The 17,366-nt window shown below is 58.7% G+C and carries 16 protein-coding genes; 15 read left to right on the top strand and 1 reads right to left on the bottom strand.

The window, feature by feature from the left end; genetic code table 11:
* Window positions 1-77 precede the first annotated feature (77 nt).
* The 15 genes from rlmN (at window position 78) to AVMA1855_RS00015 (ending at window position 16,230) form a co-directional block, all read left to right on the top strand.
* A complete protein-coding gene (gene rlmN / locus AVMA1855_RS00085) occupies window positions 78-1,199 on the top strand; it encodes a dual-specificity RNA methyltransferase RlmN (RefSeq protein WP_272568220.1) in 1,122 nt (373 codons plus the stop codon).
* Between the two features lie 152 nt (window positions 1,200-1,351).
* Window positions 1,352-2,185 (top strand): type IV pilus biogenesis/stability protein PilW, encoded by an 834-nt coding sequence (gene pilW / locus AVMA1855_RS00080; protein WP_442867365.1) that lies wholly within the window; start codon window positions 1,352-1,354, stop codon window positions 2,183-2,185.
* Entirely contained in the window at window positions 2,178-3,104 is a 927-nt protein-coding gene (locus tag AVMA1855_RS00075) for a helix-turn-helix domain-containing protein (protein WP_284424145.1), read from the top strand. The genes pilW and AVMA1855_RS00075 overlap by 8 nt, the downstream gene beginning before the upstream one ends.
* A 32-nt stretch (window positions 3,105-3,136) precedes the next feature.
* Window positions 3,137-4,381 carry a flavodoxin-dependent (E)-4-hydroxy-3-methylbut-2-enyl-diphosphate synthase gene (ispG, locus tag AVMA1855_RS00070; RefSeq protein ID WP_284424330.1) on the top strand — a complete coding sequence of 415 codons (1,245 nt, stop codon included), beginning with the start codon at window positions 3,137-3,139 and terminating at the stop codon, window positions 4,379-4,381.
* A 74-nt stretch (window positions 4,382-4,455) separates the two neighbouring features.
* Window positions 4,456-5,790 carry a histidine--tRNA ligase gene (gene hisS, locus AVMA1855_RS00065; RefSeq protein ID WP_284424329.1) on the top strand — a complete coding sequence of 445 codons (1,335 nt, stop codon included), beginning with the start codon at window positions 4,456-4,458 and terminating at the stop codon, window positions 5,788-5,790.
* A 12-nt stretch (window positions 5,791-5,802) separates the two neighbouring features.
* Window positions 5,803-6,483: a YfgM family protein gene (locus AVMA1855_RS00060; RefSeq protein ID WP_284424144.1), complete on the top strand. Its 681-nt coding sequence runs from the start codon at window positions 5,803-5,805 to the stop codon at window positions 6,481-6,483.
* Window positions 6,480-7,652: an outer membrane protein assembly factor BamB gene (gene bamB / locus AVMA1855_RS00055; RefSeq protein ID WP_502870239.1), complete on the top strand. Its 1,173-nt coding sequence runs from the start codon at window positions 6,480-6,482 to the stop codon at window positions 7,650-7,652. The genes AVMA1855_RS00060 and bamB overlap by 4 nt, the downstream gene beginning before the upstream one ends.
* Before the next feature lie 13 nt (window positions 7,653-7,665).
* Window positions 7,666-9,009 (top strand): ribosome biogenesis GTPase Der, encoded by a 1,344-nt coding sequence (der, locus tag AVMA1855_RS00050; RefSeq protein ID WP_284424143.1) that lies wholly within the window; start codon window positions 7,666-7,668, stop codon window positions 9,007-9,009.
* Window positions 9,010-9,109: 100 nt separating this feature from the next.
* The gene (hfq, locus tag AVMA1855_RS00045; RefSeq protein ID WP_272568224.1) at window positions 9,110-9,364 is read left to right on the top strand and encodes an RNA chaperone Hfq; all 255 of its coding nucleotides are present in this window, start codon (window positions 9,110-9,112) and stop codon (window positions 9,362-9,364) included.
* Window positions 9,365-9,419: 55 nt separating this feature from the next.
* The gene (gene hflX, locus AVMA1855_RS00040) at window positions 9,420-10,598 is read left to right on the top strand and encodes a GTPase HflX (protein WP_284424142.1); all 1,179 of its coding nucleotides are present in this window, start codon (window positions 9,420-9,422) and stop codon (window positions 10,596-10,598) included.
* 52 nt (window positions 10,599-10,650) lie between these two features.
* A complete protein-coding gene (hflK, locus tag AVMA1855_RS00035) occupies window positions 10,651-12,012 on the top strand; it encodes an FtsH protease activity modulator HflK (RefSeq protein ID WP_284424141.1) in 1,362 nt (453 codons plus the stop codon).
* A gap of 9 nt (window positions 12,013-12,021) precedes the next feature.
* On the top strand, window positions 12,022-12,939 hold the full coding sequence (gene hflC / locus AVMA1855_RS00030) for a protease modulator HflC (protein WP_284406106.1): 918 nt from the start codon (window positions 12,022-12,024) through the stop codon (window positions 12,937-12,939).
* Between the two features lie 159 nt (window positions 12,940-13,098).
* On the top strand, window positions 13,099-14,247 hold the full coding sequence (locus AVMA1855_RS00025) for an ATP phosphoribosyltransferase regulatory subunit (protein WP_284424140.1): 1,149 nt from the start codon (window positions 13,099-13,101) through the stop codon (window positions 14,245-14,247).
* Window positions 14,248-14,276: 29 nt separating this feature from the next.
* A complete protein-coding gene (locus AVMA1855_RS00020; protein WP_284424139.1) occupies window positions 14,277-15,653 on the top strand; it encodes an adenylosuccinate synthase in 1,377 nt (458 codons plus the stop codon).
* Window positions 15,654-15,705: 52 nt separating this feature from the next.
* Window positions 15,706-16,230 (top strand): phosphoribosyltransferase, encoded by a 525-nt coding sequence (locus tag AVMA1855_RS00015; protein WP_284424138.1) that lies wholly within the window; start codon window positions 15,706-15,708, stop codon window positions 16,228-16,230.
* A gap of 645 nt (window positions 16,231-16,875) precedes the next feature.
* Here AVMA1855_RS00015 and AVMA1855_RS00005 read toward each other — a convergent pair.
* On the bottom strand, window positions 16,876-17,366 hold a 491-nt coding region (locus AVMA1855_RS00005), incomplete at its 5' end, for a transposase (RefSeq protein WP_284424137.1).

Below are 17,366 nucleotides of genomic sequence, written 5' to 3'. Positions count from 1 at the left end.
ACCCTTGCGCCGGAGCGCTGCCCAGGCCGCGCGCCCAGTGCAGGGGGCGGTGATCGACGTGAACAGCCTTCGCTCCGATGACCACCAATCTTCTTGACTTCGACCTCGACGGTCTGGCTGCGTTTTGCGAGCAGCTGGGGGAGAAGCGTTTTCGGGCGACCCAATTGTTCCGCTGGATTCACCAGCGGGGCGCGCACGATTTCGACCAGATGAGCGATCTGGCGAAGTCGCTGCGGGAAAAACTGAAGTCCTGCGCCCATGTGCAGGCATTGCCGGTCGTGAGCGAACATGTTTCGACGGACGGCACGGTCAAGTGGCTGTTCGACGTGGGTGACGGCAATGCGGTCGAAACCGTGTTCATCCCAGAGGATGACCGGGGCACCCTGTGTATTTCTTCCCAGGCCGGATGCGCCGTGGGATGCCGTTTCTGCTCCACCGGACACCAAGGTTTCAGCCGCAACCTGACGACGGGCGAAATCATCGCCCAGTTGTGGTTCGCGGAGCATGCACTGCGCCGAAGGCTGGGCAGCGAAGAGCGCGTCATCTCCAACGTCGTGATGATGGGCATGGGTGAGCCGCTGCAGAATTACACCGCCCTCGTGCCCGCGTTGCGTGCCATGCTGGACGATCACGGCTATGGCCTGTCCCGGCGCCGCGTGACGGTGTCGACCTCGGGTGTCGTTCCCATGATGGATCGGCTTTCCCAGGACTGCCCTGTGGCGCTGGCTGTTTCGCTGCACGCGCCCAACGATCCGCTGCGTGACAACCTGGTGCCGCTCAATCGCAAATACCCGTTGCAGGAGCTTCTGGATGCCTGCCAGCGCTATCTGGCGCATGCGCCGCGCGATTTCATCACCTTCGAATATTGCATGCTCGATGGCGTGAACGATCAGGCAGAACATGCCCGGCAACTCATCGATCTGGTGCGCCCCCGCCATGGGCAGGGTGTTCGCTGCAAGTTCAACCTGATTCCATTCAACCCCTTTCCTGCTTCCGGCCTGCACCGATCGACCCCGCAGCAAGTTGCGGTTTTCGCAAAGTTGTTGAGTGATGCGGGTATCGTTACGACCGTGCGCAAAACGCGTGGCGACGATATCGACGCCGCGTGCGGCCAGTTGGCGGGAGATGTGAAAGACCGCACCCGGGCCGCCGAGCGCATGGCCAAGCAGCGCACCATCGTGCTCAAGCCTGTGACGTGATTTTCCGGTGCGGCTGACCCCCTTGGGCCCGCCATCTCGGAAAACGCCGTGACGGACGAATGGGTAAAGCGATGCCGCCATTGGGATTTTCAAATCACCTTTTCCGGAAGCTGGCGCATGGCACGCATTGCCTTTGAGCAGGAAGGATCTACATGACGAGATCGGTCGCGGTTGTTGAGCGGCATGCCCGATGGGCGATGGCCTTGTGCCTTGCTGCGGTCGGGTTGGCGGGCCTGGGTGGGTGCGCGGCCTCTGGCGGCTCGAATGCCTCGTCTGGCAGTGCGGAGTACGTCACGCCGTCGGAAGAGACGGAAACCCGCCGCCGCGCCAGGCTCCGGTTGGAGCTGGCCGCCAATTACCTCGAGATGGGCCAGACCACGGTGGCGCTGGACGAAGTACGCCAATCGCTGACCACCGACCCGTCGTACGGTGATGCCTACAACCTGCGCGGGCTGATTTATCTGCGCCTGGGGGATCTGCCGCTGGCGGAAGAGAGCTTTCGCCGTGCACTCGGCTTTCACCCGTCCGAGCCCAACCTGCTGCACAACTATGGCTGGCTTCTGTGCCAGCAGCAGAAGTACGCGGAAAGCCAACAGTATTTCGAGCGGGCCCTGGCCAGCCGGACCTATACCGCCCGCAGCAAGACGCTCATGGCCCAAGGCCTTTGCCAGGAGCGTGCCGGGCAGATCGCAGAAGCCGAGCAGACATTGCTCAAGGCGTATGAACTGGATGCGGGCAACCCTGTGGTGGGATACAACCTGTCGTCGCTCATGTTTCGCCGAGGCGAGATCAAGCGTGCGCAGTTCTACATTCGCCGCCTGAACAACAGCGAGTTCGCCAATGCGGAATCGCTTTGGCTGGGCATCAAGATCGAGCGGGCGTTGAGTGATTCGGTGGCGATGCGGCAGCTCGCCGAACAACTGCGCAAGCGTTTTCCTGACTCCAAAGAATTGATGGCATATGACCGAGGGGCGTTCAATGAATGAGCCGGTGGTGGGGCACGATGGACAGCCTGTGGACAGTGAAGTCTCGCCAACCCAGGACAGCGCGGCCGCAGGGCTGATGCTGCGGCAAGCCCGCGAATCCGCTGGCGTGCACATTGCGGCACTGGCCGTGGCCCTCAAGGTGCCGGTGCACAAGCTGGAAGCCTTGGAAGCGGGTTACTTCGAGGTTTTTCCGGACGTGGTTTTTGTGCGTGCCCTGGCCTCCAGCATGTGCCGAACGCTCAAGGTGGATCCTGCGCCCGTGCTGGCGCTGCTGCCGCGCAATCAGCCACCTGCGCTGTCGGCGCACCGAGGCATCAATGCATCGTTCAAGCCTGGCAGCGGCCAGTTGGCATCGTCCTCCAGCGGATCGGGTTCCCGCACTGCCATCTTTGCGGTGATCGTGTTGCTGGTGGGCGCTGCTGCCGTTCTGCTGTGGCCCCATCGGCCCGATGGCGTGGCCGGCAATGAGCCGGTGGCGGCGACAGGCACTGTCCCGGAAGCCGAAGGCACCAGAGGGGCCGATGCTGCTAGTCCTGCCCAGCCAGTGACTGCACTTTCGGCTCCGACCCCGTCGGCTTCTGCGCCATCTTCCATGGCAAGCCCATCGGGTGTATCGCCCGCGGCGACGGCTGCAGTGGCCGCGCCTGAGGCCTCGGCATCCGCACCGGCAGGTAGTCCGGATGCCGCACTGGTCATTCGCACGCGCGGAGAATCGTGGGTTCAGGTGCGCAGTTCGGCGGGAGCCACCGTCCTTCAGCGTGTCTTGGCGGCCGGCGAGAGCGTGACGGTTCCGGGAACCCCGCCATGGTCCGTGGTCATCGGCAAGGCCGACGTCACCGAAGTGGTTGTCCACGGCAAGCCTTTGGAGCTCAAAACCGTTTCGCGCGAAAACGTTGCCCGATTTGAGGTGAAACCGTGAACCCTTTATTAACGCCCGCTTTTCCGATTGCGATGGCTGCGCCCCAGCCGCGACGCTCGCGGCAAGCCCGAATCACCTGGGGCTCGCGTGTGGTCACGGTGGGCGGAGACGCACCCGTGCGTGTGCAGTCCATGACCAATACCGACACCGTCGATGCAATCGGCACGGCGATACAGATCAAGGAACTGGCGCAGGCCGGTTCCGAGTTCGTCCGGATCACCGTGAACACACCCGAAGCGGCTGCGGCGGTCCCCTATATCCGCGAGCAGCTTGATCGCATGGGCGAAACCGTTCCGCTGGTGGGAGATTTCCATTACAACGGGCACCGGCTGCTGACCGAATACCCCGATTGCGCCCAGGCGCTGTCCAAGTACCGCATCAACCCCGGCAATGTCGGCAAGGGCGACAAGCGCGACCGCCAGTTCGGTCAGATGATCGACGCGGCCATGCGCTGGGACAAGGCCGTGCGCATCGGCGTCAACTGGGGCAGCCTCGACCAGGAATTGCTCGCCGAGCTCATGGATGCCAACAATCGGCGGCCGTCTCCCTGGGATGCGCGGCAGGTCATGTATGAAGCGCTGATCACATCGGCCATCGAATCGGCAAAGCGCGCAGAGGAAATGGGTCTGGATGGCAACCAGATCATCCTGTCGTGCAAGGTCAGCGGAGTGCAGGATCTGGTGTCCGTGTACCGTGAGTTGGCAAAGCGTTGCGACTACGCCTTGCACTTGGGCCTGACCGAAGCGGGCATGGGCACCAAGGGAACCGTGGCATCCACCACGGCCTTGTCGATTCTTTTGCAGGAAGGCATCGGCGACACCATCCGCGTCTCCCTCACGCCGCAGCCTGGCGAGGCCCGCACCCAGGAAGTCGTCGTGGCTTCCGAAATTTTGCAGGCGCTGGGTTTGCGCATGTTCGTACCCAGCGTGACCGCATGCCCCGGTTGCGGGCGCACGACCAGCACCACCTTTCAGGAGTTGGCCAAGCAGATCGATGACTTTCTTCGGTCGCAGATGCCGGTCTGGCGACTCAAATACCCCGGGGTCGAAAAGATCAAGGTGGCGGTGATGGGCTGCATCGTGAACGGTCCGGGTGAAAGCAAGCACGCCGACATCGGCATCAGCTTGCCAGGCACCGGAGAGGCCCCGGCCGCGCCCGTCTTCATCGACGGAGAGAAGGCGTTGACCCTGCGCGGCGACAATATCGCGCAGGAGTTCCAGGAGCTCGTCGAACGCTACATCGCCGACCGCTTCAGCACGGCGGTCGCTGATTCTTGATCTGAATTGAAAGCCGCCTTCCGAGCCTGCGCATGCGCAGGCCGCTGCTGGCGCGCCAGTCACTTAACCCATTGATGCATTCCGTGAGCAACAAGACAAGCAATCCTCTGCCAAAGACCGGCAAATTGGTGGCCGTCAAAGGCATGAACGATATTCTTCCCCCCGACTCGGCGCGCTGGGAATGGCTGGAAGACAAGGTGCGGGCACTCATGGCCCGATATGCCTATCGCAATGTGCGAACACCCATCGTCGAACCGACGGCGCTGTTCGTGCGTGGCTTGGGCGAAGTGACCGATATCGTCGAAAAGGAAATGTATTCGTTCGAAGACCGTTTGAACGGTGAGCATCTGACGCTGCGTCCCGAGGCGACGGCAGGCGTCGTTCGTGCCGCATCGGAGCATTCGATGCTGTACGACGGTGGCAAGCGCCTGTACTACATGGGGCCGATGTTCCGCCATGAGCGGCCACAGCGGGGGCGCTACCGGCAGTTTCACCAGATCGGTGCCGAAGCCATGGGTTTTCATGGCGCCGAGGTCGACGCCGAGCTGATCCTGCTGGCGGATGCACTCTGGAAGGAACTGGGCCTGAAAGACGTTTGCCTGGAACTCAACAGCCTTGGGCAGCCTGAAGAGCGCAAAGCCCACCGTGCGGCGCTCATCGCCTATCTGGAAGGCCATTCCGAGCTTTTGGACGAGGATGCTCGCCGCCGCCTGCACAGCAATCCCCTGCGCATCCTGGATACGAAGAATCCGGCCATGCAGAGCTTGGTGCAAGCGGCTCCCAAACTACTGGACTACCTTGGCGAAGAATCCAGGCGCCACTTCGACACCGTCAAGGCCATCCTTGATGCGAATGGCGTGGCCTGGACCGTCAATCCGCGCCTGGTCCGGGGCATGGACTACTACAACCTCACGGTCTTTGAGTTCGTGACGGAGCAACTCGGCTCCCAAGGCACCATTTGCGGGGGGGGGCGCTACGACTATCTCTTCGAGCAAATTGGGGGCAAGCCCGCGCCGGCGGTGGGCTGGGCTCTTGGAGTCGAGCGTGTGCTGGAACTCGTCAAAGAGCAGGAAGCGGCCCCGCCCATGCTGGTGGCCGATGCCTATGCCATCGTGCCGGACGAAAAGTCGTTGCCCGCTGTCATGGCCGTGCTGCAGCGGTTGCGGGCCTTGGACGTGAGCGTGCAGATGCACAGCCCTGCGGTTTGGGGCGAAGGCATGGGCAGCATGAAATCGCAGTTCAAGAAGGCCGATGCCAGCGGCTGCAGGCACGCATTGATCTTTGGTTCCGATGAGCTTGCGCGATCGGCCGTGACGATCAAACCACTGCGGGAAGGCGGGGGTGACCAGGTGGAGCGGGCGCTCGATGCGCTGCCCGACTGGGCGCCCACTCTACAATCCCCCCGCTAACAGAGACCCTACATGGCAAATCACCTCGATCTTGAAGAACAAGAGCAGCTTGACCAACTCAAGCATTTCTGGAATAGCTGGGGCACGCTGATCAGTGGCATCCTGGTATTGGTTTTCGGCGCGTTTGCGGCATGGAATGGATACCAGTACTGGCAGAACCGACAGGCGGCACAGGCGGCTGCGCTGTCTGATGCCGTGGAAACGGCTGCGCAGGCAAAAGACACCGCGCGCTTGGAGCAGGCTTTCGGCGACCTCAAATCGCGGTATGGCGGTACGACAAAGGCGGGGCAAGCCGGCCTTCTGGTAGCCAAAAGCTTGGTGGAAAGCGGCAATCCAGACGGTGCCAAGGCGGCCCTGGCTTGGGTTGCCGACAATGCTTCGGATGCGGGCTACAAGGCACTGGCCAAACTGCGGCTTGCCAGCTTGCTGATGGACCAGAAGGCATACGACGAAGCGTTGAAGCAGTTGTCTGGAAGTTTTCCTGCAGAGTTCGATGCCTTGGTCGCGGACCGCAAGGGCGACGCATTGGCGCTGCTGGACAAGAAGCCGGAAGCCATCGCTGAATACCAGCGTGCCTACAAATCGCTGGAAGAGGGCATGGAGTACCGCCGCTTGGTCGAGGTGAAGCTCAATGCCCTGGGTGTGCAGCCACAACTCGTGGCCTCGGCAGCGAATGCTGGAGATTCCAAATGATGCGCGGTCGCATGGGTTTTCAGAAAACACGTTTGGGTGCGCCACGCGTAGCGGTCGCTGCCGTGGCAACGGCATGCTTTCTACTGTTGACCGGTTGCTCCCTGTGGGGCGGTCCCGCAAAGCCGAAGCCCGCCGAGTTGGGTGCGAACGTGCCAGTGATCGGTGTGCGCCAGGCGTGGACGTCGAAAGTGGGCGGCATCGGTCGCCTGCCGCTGGATGTGCATGTCAATGGCAACACGGTGACGGTGGCTTCTGCGGATGGCGTGGTCGCTGCCGTCGATGCGCGCACCGGCGGTGATGTCTGGCGAGCCAGCCTTGGCACGCCTTTGTCTGCTGGTGTGGGCAGCGACGGCAAGTGGGCCGCTGTGGTCTCCGTCGATAACCAGTTGATTGCCTTGTCCGATGGCCGTGAGATTTGGCGCAAGCCGCTGTCCGCGCAAGCGTACACAGCGCCGTTGGTGGCGGGCAATCGCATCTTCGTCCTGGCGGCCGATCGGTCCGTTTCGGCGTTTGATGCTGCGACGGGGCTTCGTTTGTGGAATCAACCCAGGCCGGGGGAGCCGCTGGTGTTGCGCCAGTCGGGTGTATTGACGGCTGTGGGCGACACGCTGGTCGCGGGACTGGCGGGCCGGATGGTCGGATTCAATCCTGACAATGGCACGGTGCGTTGGGAAGCGCCGCTGGCCAGCCCCAGAGGGACCAATGATGTCGAGCGGCTGGTTGAATTGGTCGGGCGCACAAGCCGCGAAGGCGACAGTGTTTGCGCCCGCGCTTTTGTGTCTACTGTGGGTTGTGTGAACACGGTGCGAGGTACCGTGGCCTGGACGCAGCCGGCCAATGGAACGGAAGGCATTCACGGCGATGACACCTCGATTTTCGGCACGGAGAGCAACGGGGTGGTGGTTGCCTGGCGGCGTGCTGATGGCTCGCGTGCCTGGTCTTCGGACCGACTTCAATACCGGCGCTTGACCGCACCGCTGTTGCTTGGCAGGTCGGTCGTTGTCGGTGACGACACGGGCTTGGTGCACCTGCTCTCGCGTGAAGATGGCTCACCGCTGAATCGGATGACGACGGATGGTTCGGGCATCGCTGCAGCGCCGGTGGCGGCAGGGGGCACTCTGGTGGTCGTAACGCGCAACGGCGGCGTTTACGGCTTCCGCCCGGATTGACGGGTTGATCTGGATGAAACCAGTCATCGCTTTGGTCGGTCGCCCCAATGTGGGCAAATCCACGCTCTTCAACCGGCTGACGAAGTCGAGGGATGCGATCGTTGCCGACTTCGCAGGCTTGACGCGTGACCGGCACTACGGGAACGGAAAGCAGGGCAAGCACGAATACATCGTGATCGACACCGGAGGCTTCGAGCCCGATGCCGCCAGCGGCATTTACCGCGAGATGGCCAAGCAGACGCAGCAGGCTGTCGCTGAGGCCGATGTCGTCATCTTTGTCGTCGATGCCCGCGCCGGGTTGTCTGCTCAGGACCATGACATCGCCAACTACCTGCGGCGCCTGGGCAAGCCCTGTCTCCTTGTCGGCAACAAGGCGGAGGGAATGCGCGAGGGGGTGCAACTCGTCGAGTTCTATGAGCTGGGGTTGGGAGAGATCTATCCCATTTCAGCAGCCCACGGACAGGGTATTCGCAGCTTGGTTGAGTTGGCTCTTGAGCCTCTCCACTTGCCGGATCCGGAAGAAGACTCGGAAGCCGAAGACAAGAGCGTGGTCAAGCTTGCGGTCGCTGGCCGCCCGAATGTCGGTAAGTCCACCCTGATCAATACGTGGCTGGGCGAGGAGCGCTTGGTGGCATTCGATATGCCAGGGACCACGCGAGACGCCATTTCCGTTCCTTTCGAGCGCAATGGCCAGCGCTTTGAGTTGGTCGACACCGCAGGCTTGCGTCGAAAAGGCAAGGTGTTCGAAGCCATCGAGAAGTTCTCCGTGGTGAAGACACTGCAAGCCATTGAGTCCGCCAATGTGGTGCTTCTCGTCCTCGATGCGACCCAAGGGGTCACCGACCAGGATGCGCACATCGCTGGATACATCCTTGAAAGTGGCCGAGCGGTGGTTTTGGCGGTCAACAAATGGGATGCCATGGACGACTATGGTCGACAACTGCTGGAGCGCTCCATCGAGACGCGGTTGTCGTTCCTCAAGTTTGCGTCGTTGCACTTCATTTCGGCAAAGAAGCGCCAGGGGTTAGGCCCTTTGTGGGCATCCATCGTGCAGGCCCAGAAAGCGGCGATGTGCAAGATGTCCACGCCGGTATTGACGCGGTTGCTGCTGGAGGCGGTGCAGTTCCAGGCGCCCAAGCGTTCTGGCATGTTCCGGCCCAAGTTGCGATACGCCCATCAAGGCGGCATGAATCCGCCTGTCATCGTGGTCCATGGCAATTCGTTGGAGCATGTCACGGAAGCGTATAAACGCTTCCTAGAAGGCCGTTTCCGCAAAGAGTTCGATCTGGTCGGGACCCCTCTTCGCATCGAGTTGAAGACATCGCACAACCCCTTCACAGACAAGGGCGACCACTAGCCCAGAACCTTGCGAGGGGTTTCCTCGGTTTTCCTTCGGCGCCTCTACAGCTGTGGTAAGGTGCCGCTTTACAACAATATTCCTGAACACGGAGAATATCGTGAGCAACAAAGGCCAACTTCTTCAAGATCCCTTCCTGAACGCGCTTCGTCGCGAGCATGTACCCGTCTCGATCTACCTCGTGAACGGCATCAAGCTTCAGGGCCAGATCGAATCATTCGACCAATACGTGGTGCTGCTGCGTAACACGGTCACCCAGATGGTCTACAAGCACGCCATCTCCACCATCGTCCCAGGTCGCGCTGTCAACTTCTCGACGGCTGAAGCGCCCGACGCCGAGGCCGGTAACTCTTGAACGAAGGTGGTATGCCCGTCGGGCATGTAGCGAACATGCCTCTGGGCGGGCCGTCTTGAGTTCATACGATACGCCTGACTCGCCGAAGACGCCGGTCATCTTGGTTGGCGTTGATTTTGGTTTGCTCCATTTCGACGCTGAGCTGGAAGAGTTGGGTCTGCTTGCGCAGACAGCGGGATTGAATCCCGTGGCGCGAATCACCTGCAAGCGGAAAGCCCCTGATGCCGCCTTGTTTGTAGGCAGTGGCAAGGCGGACGAGATCCGGCTGCTTGCGCAGATGCATCAGGCGGTGGAAGTGCTGTTTGACCAGGCCTTGAGTCCAGCGCAACAACGCAATCTCGAACGGCATCTGGATCTTCCAGTCAATGATCGAACGTTGTTGATCTTGGAAATCTTTGCCCAGCGTGCTAGAAGCCATGAGGGCAAGCTGCAAGTGGAGTTGGCAAAACTCCAATACCTGAGCACCAGACTTGTCCGACGCTGGTCCCATCTGGAGCGTCAGCGTGGGGGCATCGGAGCCCGGGGTGGGCCAGGCGAAACACAGATCGAGCTTGATCGAAGAATGATCGGTGAGTCGATCAAGCGCACACGCGAAAGACTAGAAAAGGTCAAGCGTCAGCGCTCCACACAGCGACGCCAGCGCGAGCGCCGAGATACTTTCAACATATCGTTGGTGGGGTACACGAACGCCGGTAAATCCACACTGTTCAATGCACTGGTAAAAGCGCGAGCGTACGCCGCAGATCAGCTGTTTGCCACATTGGATACGACGACTCGCCAACTCTATCTTGCAGAGGCAGGGCGATCGGTGTCTTTGTCGGACACCGTGGGGTTCATTCGTGATCTTCCCCATGGATTGATTGATGCGTTCCAGGCCACTCTCCAGGAGGCGGTAGATGCAGATCTTTTGCTGCATGTGGTAGATGCATCGAATCCCAACTTTCCAGAGCAAATTGCGGAAGTCCAGCGGGTGCTCTCTGAAATCGGCGCTGCGAACGTGCCCCAGATACTGGTTTTCAACAAGCTGGACATGTTGTCGCCCGAGCAACGGCCGGAAGTCCTGAATGACATCTACGACATGCAAGGTACCCCCGTTCAGCGGTTCTTCCTGAGTGCTGGCTCTGGAGAGGGGCTTCCCCCCTTGAGGCGCGGATTGTCGGACTGCGTGCCCAAAGCCCAGCCGGCATCCATGACCCTAGGTGCCGATGCTGAATTGCCTCCAGATAGTGCCTGATTGGGCACAATGCCGCTTTGTTCACGTATTCAGAGAAACAGAGATTTTGCGAATGAATCCTCAAAGCCGTACCCCGCGCTGGGCCATATTGCCTGAGCGCATCCGGGGAATGTTGAATCTGAATGACCCCCGTTGGGGTCGTGGCGATGATAAGAACGATGGCACTGGAAACTCCGATTCGGAGCGTCCCCCATCCACGCCCTCCTCGGGTCATCGAGGACGTGACAAAAACACCGCTGGTCAGCCACCGGACCTGGATGAACTCTGGCGTGACCTCAACCGCAAGCTGGGCGGTCTCTTTGGGGGGAAGCAGGGTGGAGGCCGTGGTCCTGCAGGCGGCGGTTTCCAGCCGGACATGAAAAATGCGGGTTTCGGCATTGGCTTGATTGCCGCAATTGCCGTGTTGATCTGGCTTGGGACCGGATTTTTCATTGTGCAAGAAGGTCAGCAGGCCGTCATCACGCAGTTTGGAAAATACAAGAGCACCGTGAACGCCGGTTTCAACTGGCGGCTGCCTTATCCGATCCAGCGTCACGAACTCGTTTTCGTGACGCAAATCCGGTCTGCCGATGTCGGCCGGGATGTGGTGATCAAAAGCACCGGCTTGCGTGAATCGGCAATGCTGACTGAAGACGAAAATATCGTCGAAATCAAATTTGCCGTGCAGTACCGTTTGAACGATGCGAGAGCTTGGTTGTTTGAGAGCCGTAACCCATCAGATGCTGTGGTGCAAGCAGCTGAGACTGCGGTGCGGGAGATCGTCGGCAAGATGCGGATGGATACCGCTTTGGCCGAAGAGCGAGATCAAATTGCGCCAAGGGTGCGCACTCTCATGCAGACGATCTTGGATCGCTATAAGGTTGGTGTCGAAGTGGTGGGCATCAATTTGCAGCAGGGAGGGGTGCGTCCTCCTGAGCAAGTGCAGGCAGCTTTCGATGATGTTCTGAAGGCGGGACAGGAGCGGGAGCGGGCCAAGAATGAAGCGCAAGCATATGCCAACGATGTCATCCCTCGCGCGGTCGGGTCGGCCTCTCGGTTGGCTGAGGAAGCAGCAGCCTACAAGTCGCGGATTGTGGCTCAGTCCCAGGGCGATGCGCAGCGATTCAGTTCGCTGCTTGCTGAGTATCAAAAGGCGCCCCAGGTGACCAGGGACCGCCTCTACATCGAATCGATGCAGCAGATCTACACGAACGTCACCAAAGTGCTGGTGGAGTCCCGTCAGGGCTCGAATCTGTTGTACTTGCCTTTGGACAAGATCATGCAGGGTGTCGCGCAGACTGGTGCTGCAGCGTCGAGTGATTCCTTGCCGCCAGCGGCGTCGTCTGCTGTTCCGCCGTCGGGAACTGCTTCCACATTTCCTGCTGACCCCCGTGCGCGGGACTCCAGCCGTACGCGTGAGCGCGAGTCTCGATAGGAGCGCATTGTGAACAGAGTCGGATTTTTCGTTTCTACTGTCTTGGTTTTGCTTGCTCTCTTGAGCTCAACCTTGTTTGTGGTGGACCAGCGCCAATTCGGTGTGGTGTACCAACTGGGTCAAATCAAAGATGTGATTACGGAGCCAGGTCTTAACTTCAAGATGCCCCCACCCTTTCAGAATGTGCGATACATCGACAAGCGGTTGTTGACACTTGACAGCACTGACACCGAGTCGATGTTGACTGCCGAAAAGCAGCGGGTGGTCATTGACTGGTATGTGCGCTGGAGGATCTCAGATCCGTCAGCTTACATTCGCAACGTCGGCCTTGATGAGAATGCCGGAGCGCTGCAGTTGAATCGGGTCGTGCGTAACGCCTTCCAGGAAGAGGTCAACAAGCGGACCGTCAAGGAGTTGTTGTCACTCAAGCGTGATGCTTTGATGTCGGACGTGAAGCGCGAGGTGCTGGAGGTTGTTCAAGGTGCCAAGCCTTGGGGCGTCGATGTCGTTGATGTTCGCATCACCCGCGTGGACTATGTCGAGGCCATCACGGAGTCTGTTTATCGTCGCATGGAGGCTGAGCGCAAGAGGGTGGCCAACGAACTGCGTTCCACAGGGGCGGCAGAGGGCGAAAAAATCCGAGCGGATGCAGACCGTCAGCGTGAAGTCGCGATTGCCAATGCATATCGCGATGCCCAGAAGGTGAAGGGCGAAGGTGATGCAGAAGCTGCTCGCGTTTATGCAGAAGCTTTTGGACGTGACCCGCAATTTGCGCAGTTCTATCGCAGCCTGGAAGCTTACAAGTCGAGCTTCAATAAGAAGAGCGATGTCATGGTGGTAGACCCTTCCTCCACTGAATTTTTCAAAGCTTTCCGTGGAGGTGGCGCTAGCCCTGGTGCTGCACCTCCATCCGCGACTCGTAAGTAGAGTCCATGGATAGCGCGCTCTCGCTGGGCGCGCTTACTTTTTTGTGACTTCCCATGCTGTTGTCTTGGTACAGCAATTCGGCACCACACGTGGTCTTGAGGCGGCCACTGCGGACGGTCATGCCGGTAGAATCGCGTTTTTAACAGCCTCCCACTTTCCATGTCTGCCTGGGTCCTGCCGGATCACATTGCCGATGTTTTGCCTTCCGAGGCTCGACACATCGAAGAACTACGTCGCGGGCTGATAGACACCGCTCAGGGCTACGGCTATGAGCTGGTCATGCCTCCCTTGATGGAACATTTGGAGTCATTGTTGACGGGCACGGGTGAGGCGCTCGACCTTCAGACCTTCAAGCTGGTCGATCAGCTGTCGGGGCGCTCCTTGGGCGTACGTGCGGATATGACACAGCAGGTTGCACGCATTGATGCCCATTTGCTCAACCGCAAAGGTGTCACGCGGCTGTGCTATTGCGGGCCTGTGCTTCATACGAGGCCCGATCGCCCCCATGCAACGAGAGAGCCGCTTCAATTTGGCGCCGAAATTTATGGTCACGCGGGTCTGGAAGCTGACCTGGAGGCGGTTTTGCTTGCGCTGCAATGTCTACGCGTGGCCGAAGTTCGTGACACCAGCGTAGATTTGGCAGATGTACGCATCGTGCGGCGTCTTCTTACAAATCTCTCTTTGGACGCGCATGCGGTACGCAGAGTGCATGCCGCACTTGCAGCCAAAGATGCGAGCGAATTGGCAAGTCTTACGCGTGACTTCCCTTCGACATCGCGTGAGGGGCTGAAGGCGCTGCTGCAATTGTATGGTGACCTTTCTGTTTTGGACGAAGCACAGGAAGCGCTTCATCACGTTCCCGGCGTGGACGAAATATTAACCAACTTGCGATCTCTGGCCGCTCATCTTGTAGGGGCCAAGGTCACATTTGATTTGGCGGATTTGAGAGGGTATGCCTACTACAGCGGAACTCGGTTCACCATCTATGCAAAGGGAGCGAGCGACGCTGTGGTTCGTGGTGGTCGGTACGATGAAGTTGGAGCGGTGTTTGGCCGTAACCGTCCTGCAGCTGGGTTTAGCTTGGATATCAAACAACTGGTAAGCGTCGTCTCTCCACGGGCGTTGAAAACTGCCATCAGGGCCCCATGGATGCAAGATTCCGACGTCAACGAGGCTGTCGCTGATTTGCGGAGCCGCGGCGAGACCGTTGTGTGCGTTTTTCCTGGTAATGAGAGTGAGTTCGACGAGTTTCGTTACGACCGGGAGTTGGCTAAAGTTGCCGACCGTTGGATCGTGAAAGTTATCTGAAGCATTAGCTATATTGAATCGGGTTTGAAATGAAAGCAACCAAAGGTCGGAACGTAGTCGTTGTAGGCACCCAATGGGGTGATGAAGGCAAGGGAAAGCTGGTTGATTGGCTTACAGAAAGCGCCCAAGGTGTTGTTCGTTTCCAAGGCGGGCACAATGCAGGTCACACTTTGGTCATCAATGGCGTCAAGACGGCCTTGCACTTGATTCCGAGTGGCATCATGCGGCCGGGCGTCAAATGCTACATCGGCAATGGTGTCGTGCTGTCGGTTGCCAAGTTGTTTGAAGAAATAAAAGGCTTGGAAAAAGCTGGGGTTGAGGTTCGGTCGCGCCTTCGAGTAAGCGAAGCCTGCCCACTCATTTTGCCCTTTCACGTAGCCATCGACGTGGCCCGAGAGGCTGCACGCGAGCACCAGGGGACCGAAAAAATAGGAACAACAGGTCGTGGCATTGGTCCTGCTTACGAAGACAAAATTGCTCGACGCGCACTTCGTGTCCAAGACCTGAAGTATCCAGCCCGTTTTGCTGAAAAGCTGCGTGAGTTGCTGGCACTGCATAACCATGTTCTCAAGACTTTTTTAAACTCCGGCTCTTTTGTTTTTGGTGATTCGTTGGCCCCCTATTTGGTTGACGGAGAAGTGCAATTCAATGCAGTCTTCGATGAGGCTATGCAACATGCGAAACTGCTTGGTCCCATGATTGCAGATGTATCTAGCGAATTGAATGCTGCCCATGTAGCGGGAGCCAATTTGCTTTTTGAGGGTGCACAGGGAACCTTGCTGGATGTAGACCATGGCACTTACCCCTATGTGACATCTAGCAATTGTGTCGCTGGCAATGCTGCTGCGGGGTCTGGCGTGGGTCCCAACCTGCTTCACTATGTTTTGGGCATCACCAAAGCCTATTGCACGCGGGTTGGAGGAGGTCCTTTCCCTACGGAGCTGGATTGGGAGGTTCCTGGTACACCGGGTTATCACATGAGTACGGTAGGCGCGGAAAAAGGCGTCACTACAGGCCGTAGTCGCCGTTGTGGTTGGTTCGATGCAGCACTTTTGAAGCGAAGTGCCCAAGTCAATGGATTGACAGGGCTCTGTATCACGAAGCTGGACGTGTTGGATGGGTTGTCGGAACTGATGCTTTGCACAGGGTATGAGCTTGATGGAGCGCACATCGAAATTTTACCGATGGGTGCAGAGGAGATTTCCCGCTGCACTCCCATTTATGAGTCGATTCCCGGCTGGACTGAATCGACTGTGGGGGTGACAAGATATGAAGAGCTACCTGCTAATGCGAGAAGGTATTTGGAGCGAATTGAGGAGGTGACTGGGGTTCCAATTGCTATGATTTCCACGAGTCCTGATCGAGATCACACCATTACATTGCATAACCCATACTTGGTAAGTTGAAATTTACTAGTTAGTCACTGTGTGAGGTTGGTGCGTGAATCAGGAGTACTTAATGTTAACGGAAGACGGTAAGCATCTATATGTGAGCTATGATGAATATCATAGTTTGATTGAGAAATTGGCACTTAAGATTCACCAGTCTGGCTGGGAGTTTGATACGATTTTGTGTCTAGCCCGTGGTGGGCTGCGTCCTGGGGATATTTTAAGTCGGATATTTAGCAAGCCGCTTGCAATCATGTCCACTAGTTCATATCGCGCAGAAGCGGGGACAATTCAGGGGCACTTGGATATTGCAAGGTTTATCACGACGCCAAAGGGCGAAATTGCGGGTAAAGTGCTTTTGGTGGATGATTTGGCTGATTCCGGGCATACCTTGAATGCGGTTATAGAATTGTTGAAGAATCAATACGCTCCTATTGTAGAGCTACGTAGTGCGGTAATTTGGACTAAGGCAATTTCACGCTTCACCCCGGATTATTCCGTTGAATTTTTAACCACTAATCCTTGGATTCACCAACCTTTTGAGGGCTACGATAATTTGAGTCCTGAGAAATTAATGGATAAATGGCGGTTATAGTTTGATGTGGGGACTCTGTGTGAGGAGGACATCTCGCAACTCTAGGTGCGGCACTAATCTGAATACGGACGGTCAGACTCCAGCCATTTTGAATCCGCGATAAGGTCCCCGATGATCTGTGCCACTTGCATCGGGGCCTAGCCGCCCTGACGGCTCACGCTTTCGCCGTTTGCGGGCCACCTTTGCCTTTCAAGTGTCGGGTTTGAAGGACGAATCCTTGCCCCGCTCCAGTAATGAGGCCAAGTGCTTCATGTTGTAGCAGGCGGCAATCATCGTCATGCCCACCGTGGCGCGCTTTTCCGATCGTGCGCACGAAGTTGCCCCCCTTTAGTAGCGGCGGATACCGGCGAACATATATTCAACTTGGCAACAAGGTCTGGGTCACAGACATCACTACATCCGGACTTGGCAAGCTGTACCTAGTCGTGTTTCTGGACCTCTGCACCCGTAAGGTCGTGGGCTGGTCCATGAAGGCCACGTTGGGCAGGGAGCCGGCTTTCGACGCTTTACTGATGGGAGCCTCTCACAACCCCATGTTTGACGAATCCGAATAGGGAGGAGTGGGCGCCAGTAGCCGTTTGAGCGTGATGAGGCCCAGCAGCGGTCTGCGCCTGGGTGCATGAGGGGCCTTGCAGGCCCGGTGGCTCAGGCTTTCACCGTTTGCAGGCGCACTTGTGCCTTGCCAGTGGCGGGCTTGAAGAAAGCATCCACGCCCCGATGCAGGAACCAGGCCAGTCGCTTCATGTTGTAGCAGGCGGCCATCATCGTCATCCCCACCGTGGCGCGCGCCTGTCCGATGGTGCGCACGAACTTGCCCCCCAGGTGGCGGATACCGGCGAACACGTGCTCCACCTTGGCTCGTTTCTTTGCGATGCGCTGGTTGCGCCCCTTCTGGCATTCGCTCTGTGGTCGGCCCGCCTGCGCACGGCGCTGCATCGCATCCACGAATCCCAGCACTTTCAGCATCTGGCACCTTTGGCGGCTCGGGTAGGCTTTGTCCGCATGCACTGCCCGCCCGGTGTTGTGCATGTCCAGCACCTCATCGAAGTGGTGCCCGTCGTGCTCGCTGGCCGTGCCCGTGGCGAGGCGGCGGATGAAGCCGTGCTTGAGGTCCACGCTCACGCTGAGCTTGTAGC

Origin of the sequence: Acidovorax sp. SUPP1855, from assembly GCF_030158955.1 — a bacterium.
Lineage (GTDB): Bacteria > Pseudomonadota > Gammaproteobacteria > Burkholderiales > Burkholderiaceae_C > Paracidovorax.
Note: the sequence above shows the minus strand (reverse complement) of the source record. Positions and strands in the feature narration are given on the sequence as shown.

Coding starts and splice junctions, on each gene's coding strand:
- rlmN (WP_272568220.1), top strand. CDS start 78: ATGACCACCAATCTTCTTGACTTCGACCTCGACGGTCTGGCTGCGTTT.
- pilW (WP_442867365.1), top strand. CDS start 1,352: ATGACGAGATCGGTCGCGGTTGTTGAGCGGCATGCCCGATGGGCGATG.
- AVMA1855_RS00075 (WP_284424145.1), top strand. CDS start 2,178: ATGAATGAGCCGGTGGTGGGGCACGATGGACAGCCTGTGGACAGTGAA.
- ispG (WP_284424330.1), top strand. CDS start 3,137: ATGGCTGCGCCCCAGCCGCGACGCTCGCGGCAAGCCCGAATCACCTGG.
- hisS (WP_284424329.1), top strand. CDS start 4,456: ATGCATTCCGTGAGCAACAAGACAAGCAATCCTCTGCCAAAGACCGGC.
- AVMA1855_RS00060 (WP_284424144.1), top strand. CDS start 5,803: ATGGCAAATCACCTCGATCTTGAAGAACAAGAGCAGCTTGACCAACTC.
- bamB (WP_502870239.1), top strand. CDS start 6,480: ATGATGCGCGGTCGCATGGGTTTTCAGAAAACACGTTTGGGTGCGCCA.
- der (WP_284424143.1), top strand. CDS start 7,666: ATGAAACCAGTCATCGCTTTGGTCGGTCGCCCCAATGTGGGCAAATCC.
- hflK (WP_284424141.1), top strand. CDS start 10,651: ATGAATCCTCAAAGCCGTACCCCGCGCTGGGCCATATTGCCTGAGCGC.
- AVMA1855_RS00025 (WP_284424140.1), top strand. CDS start 13,099: ATGTCTGCCTGGGTCCTGCCGGATCACATTGCCGATGTTTTGCCTTCC.
- AVMA1855_RS00020 (WP_284424139.1), top strand. CDS start 14,277: ATGAAAGCAACCAAAGGTCGGAACGTAGTCGTTGTAGGCACCCAATGG.
- AVMA1855_RS00015 (WP_284424138.1), top strand. CDS start 15,706: ATGTTAACGGAAGACGGTAAGCATCTATATGTGAGCTATGATGAATAT.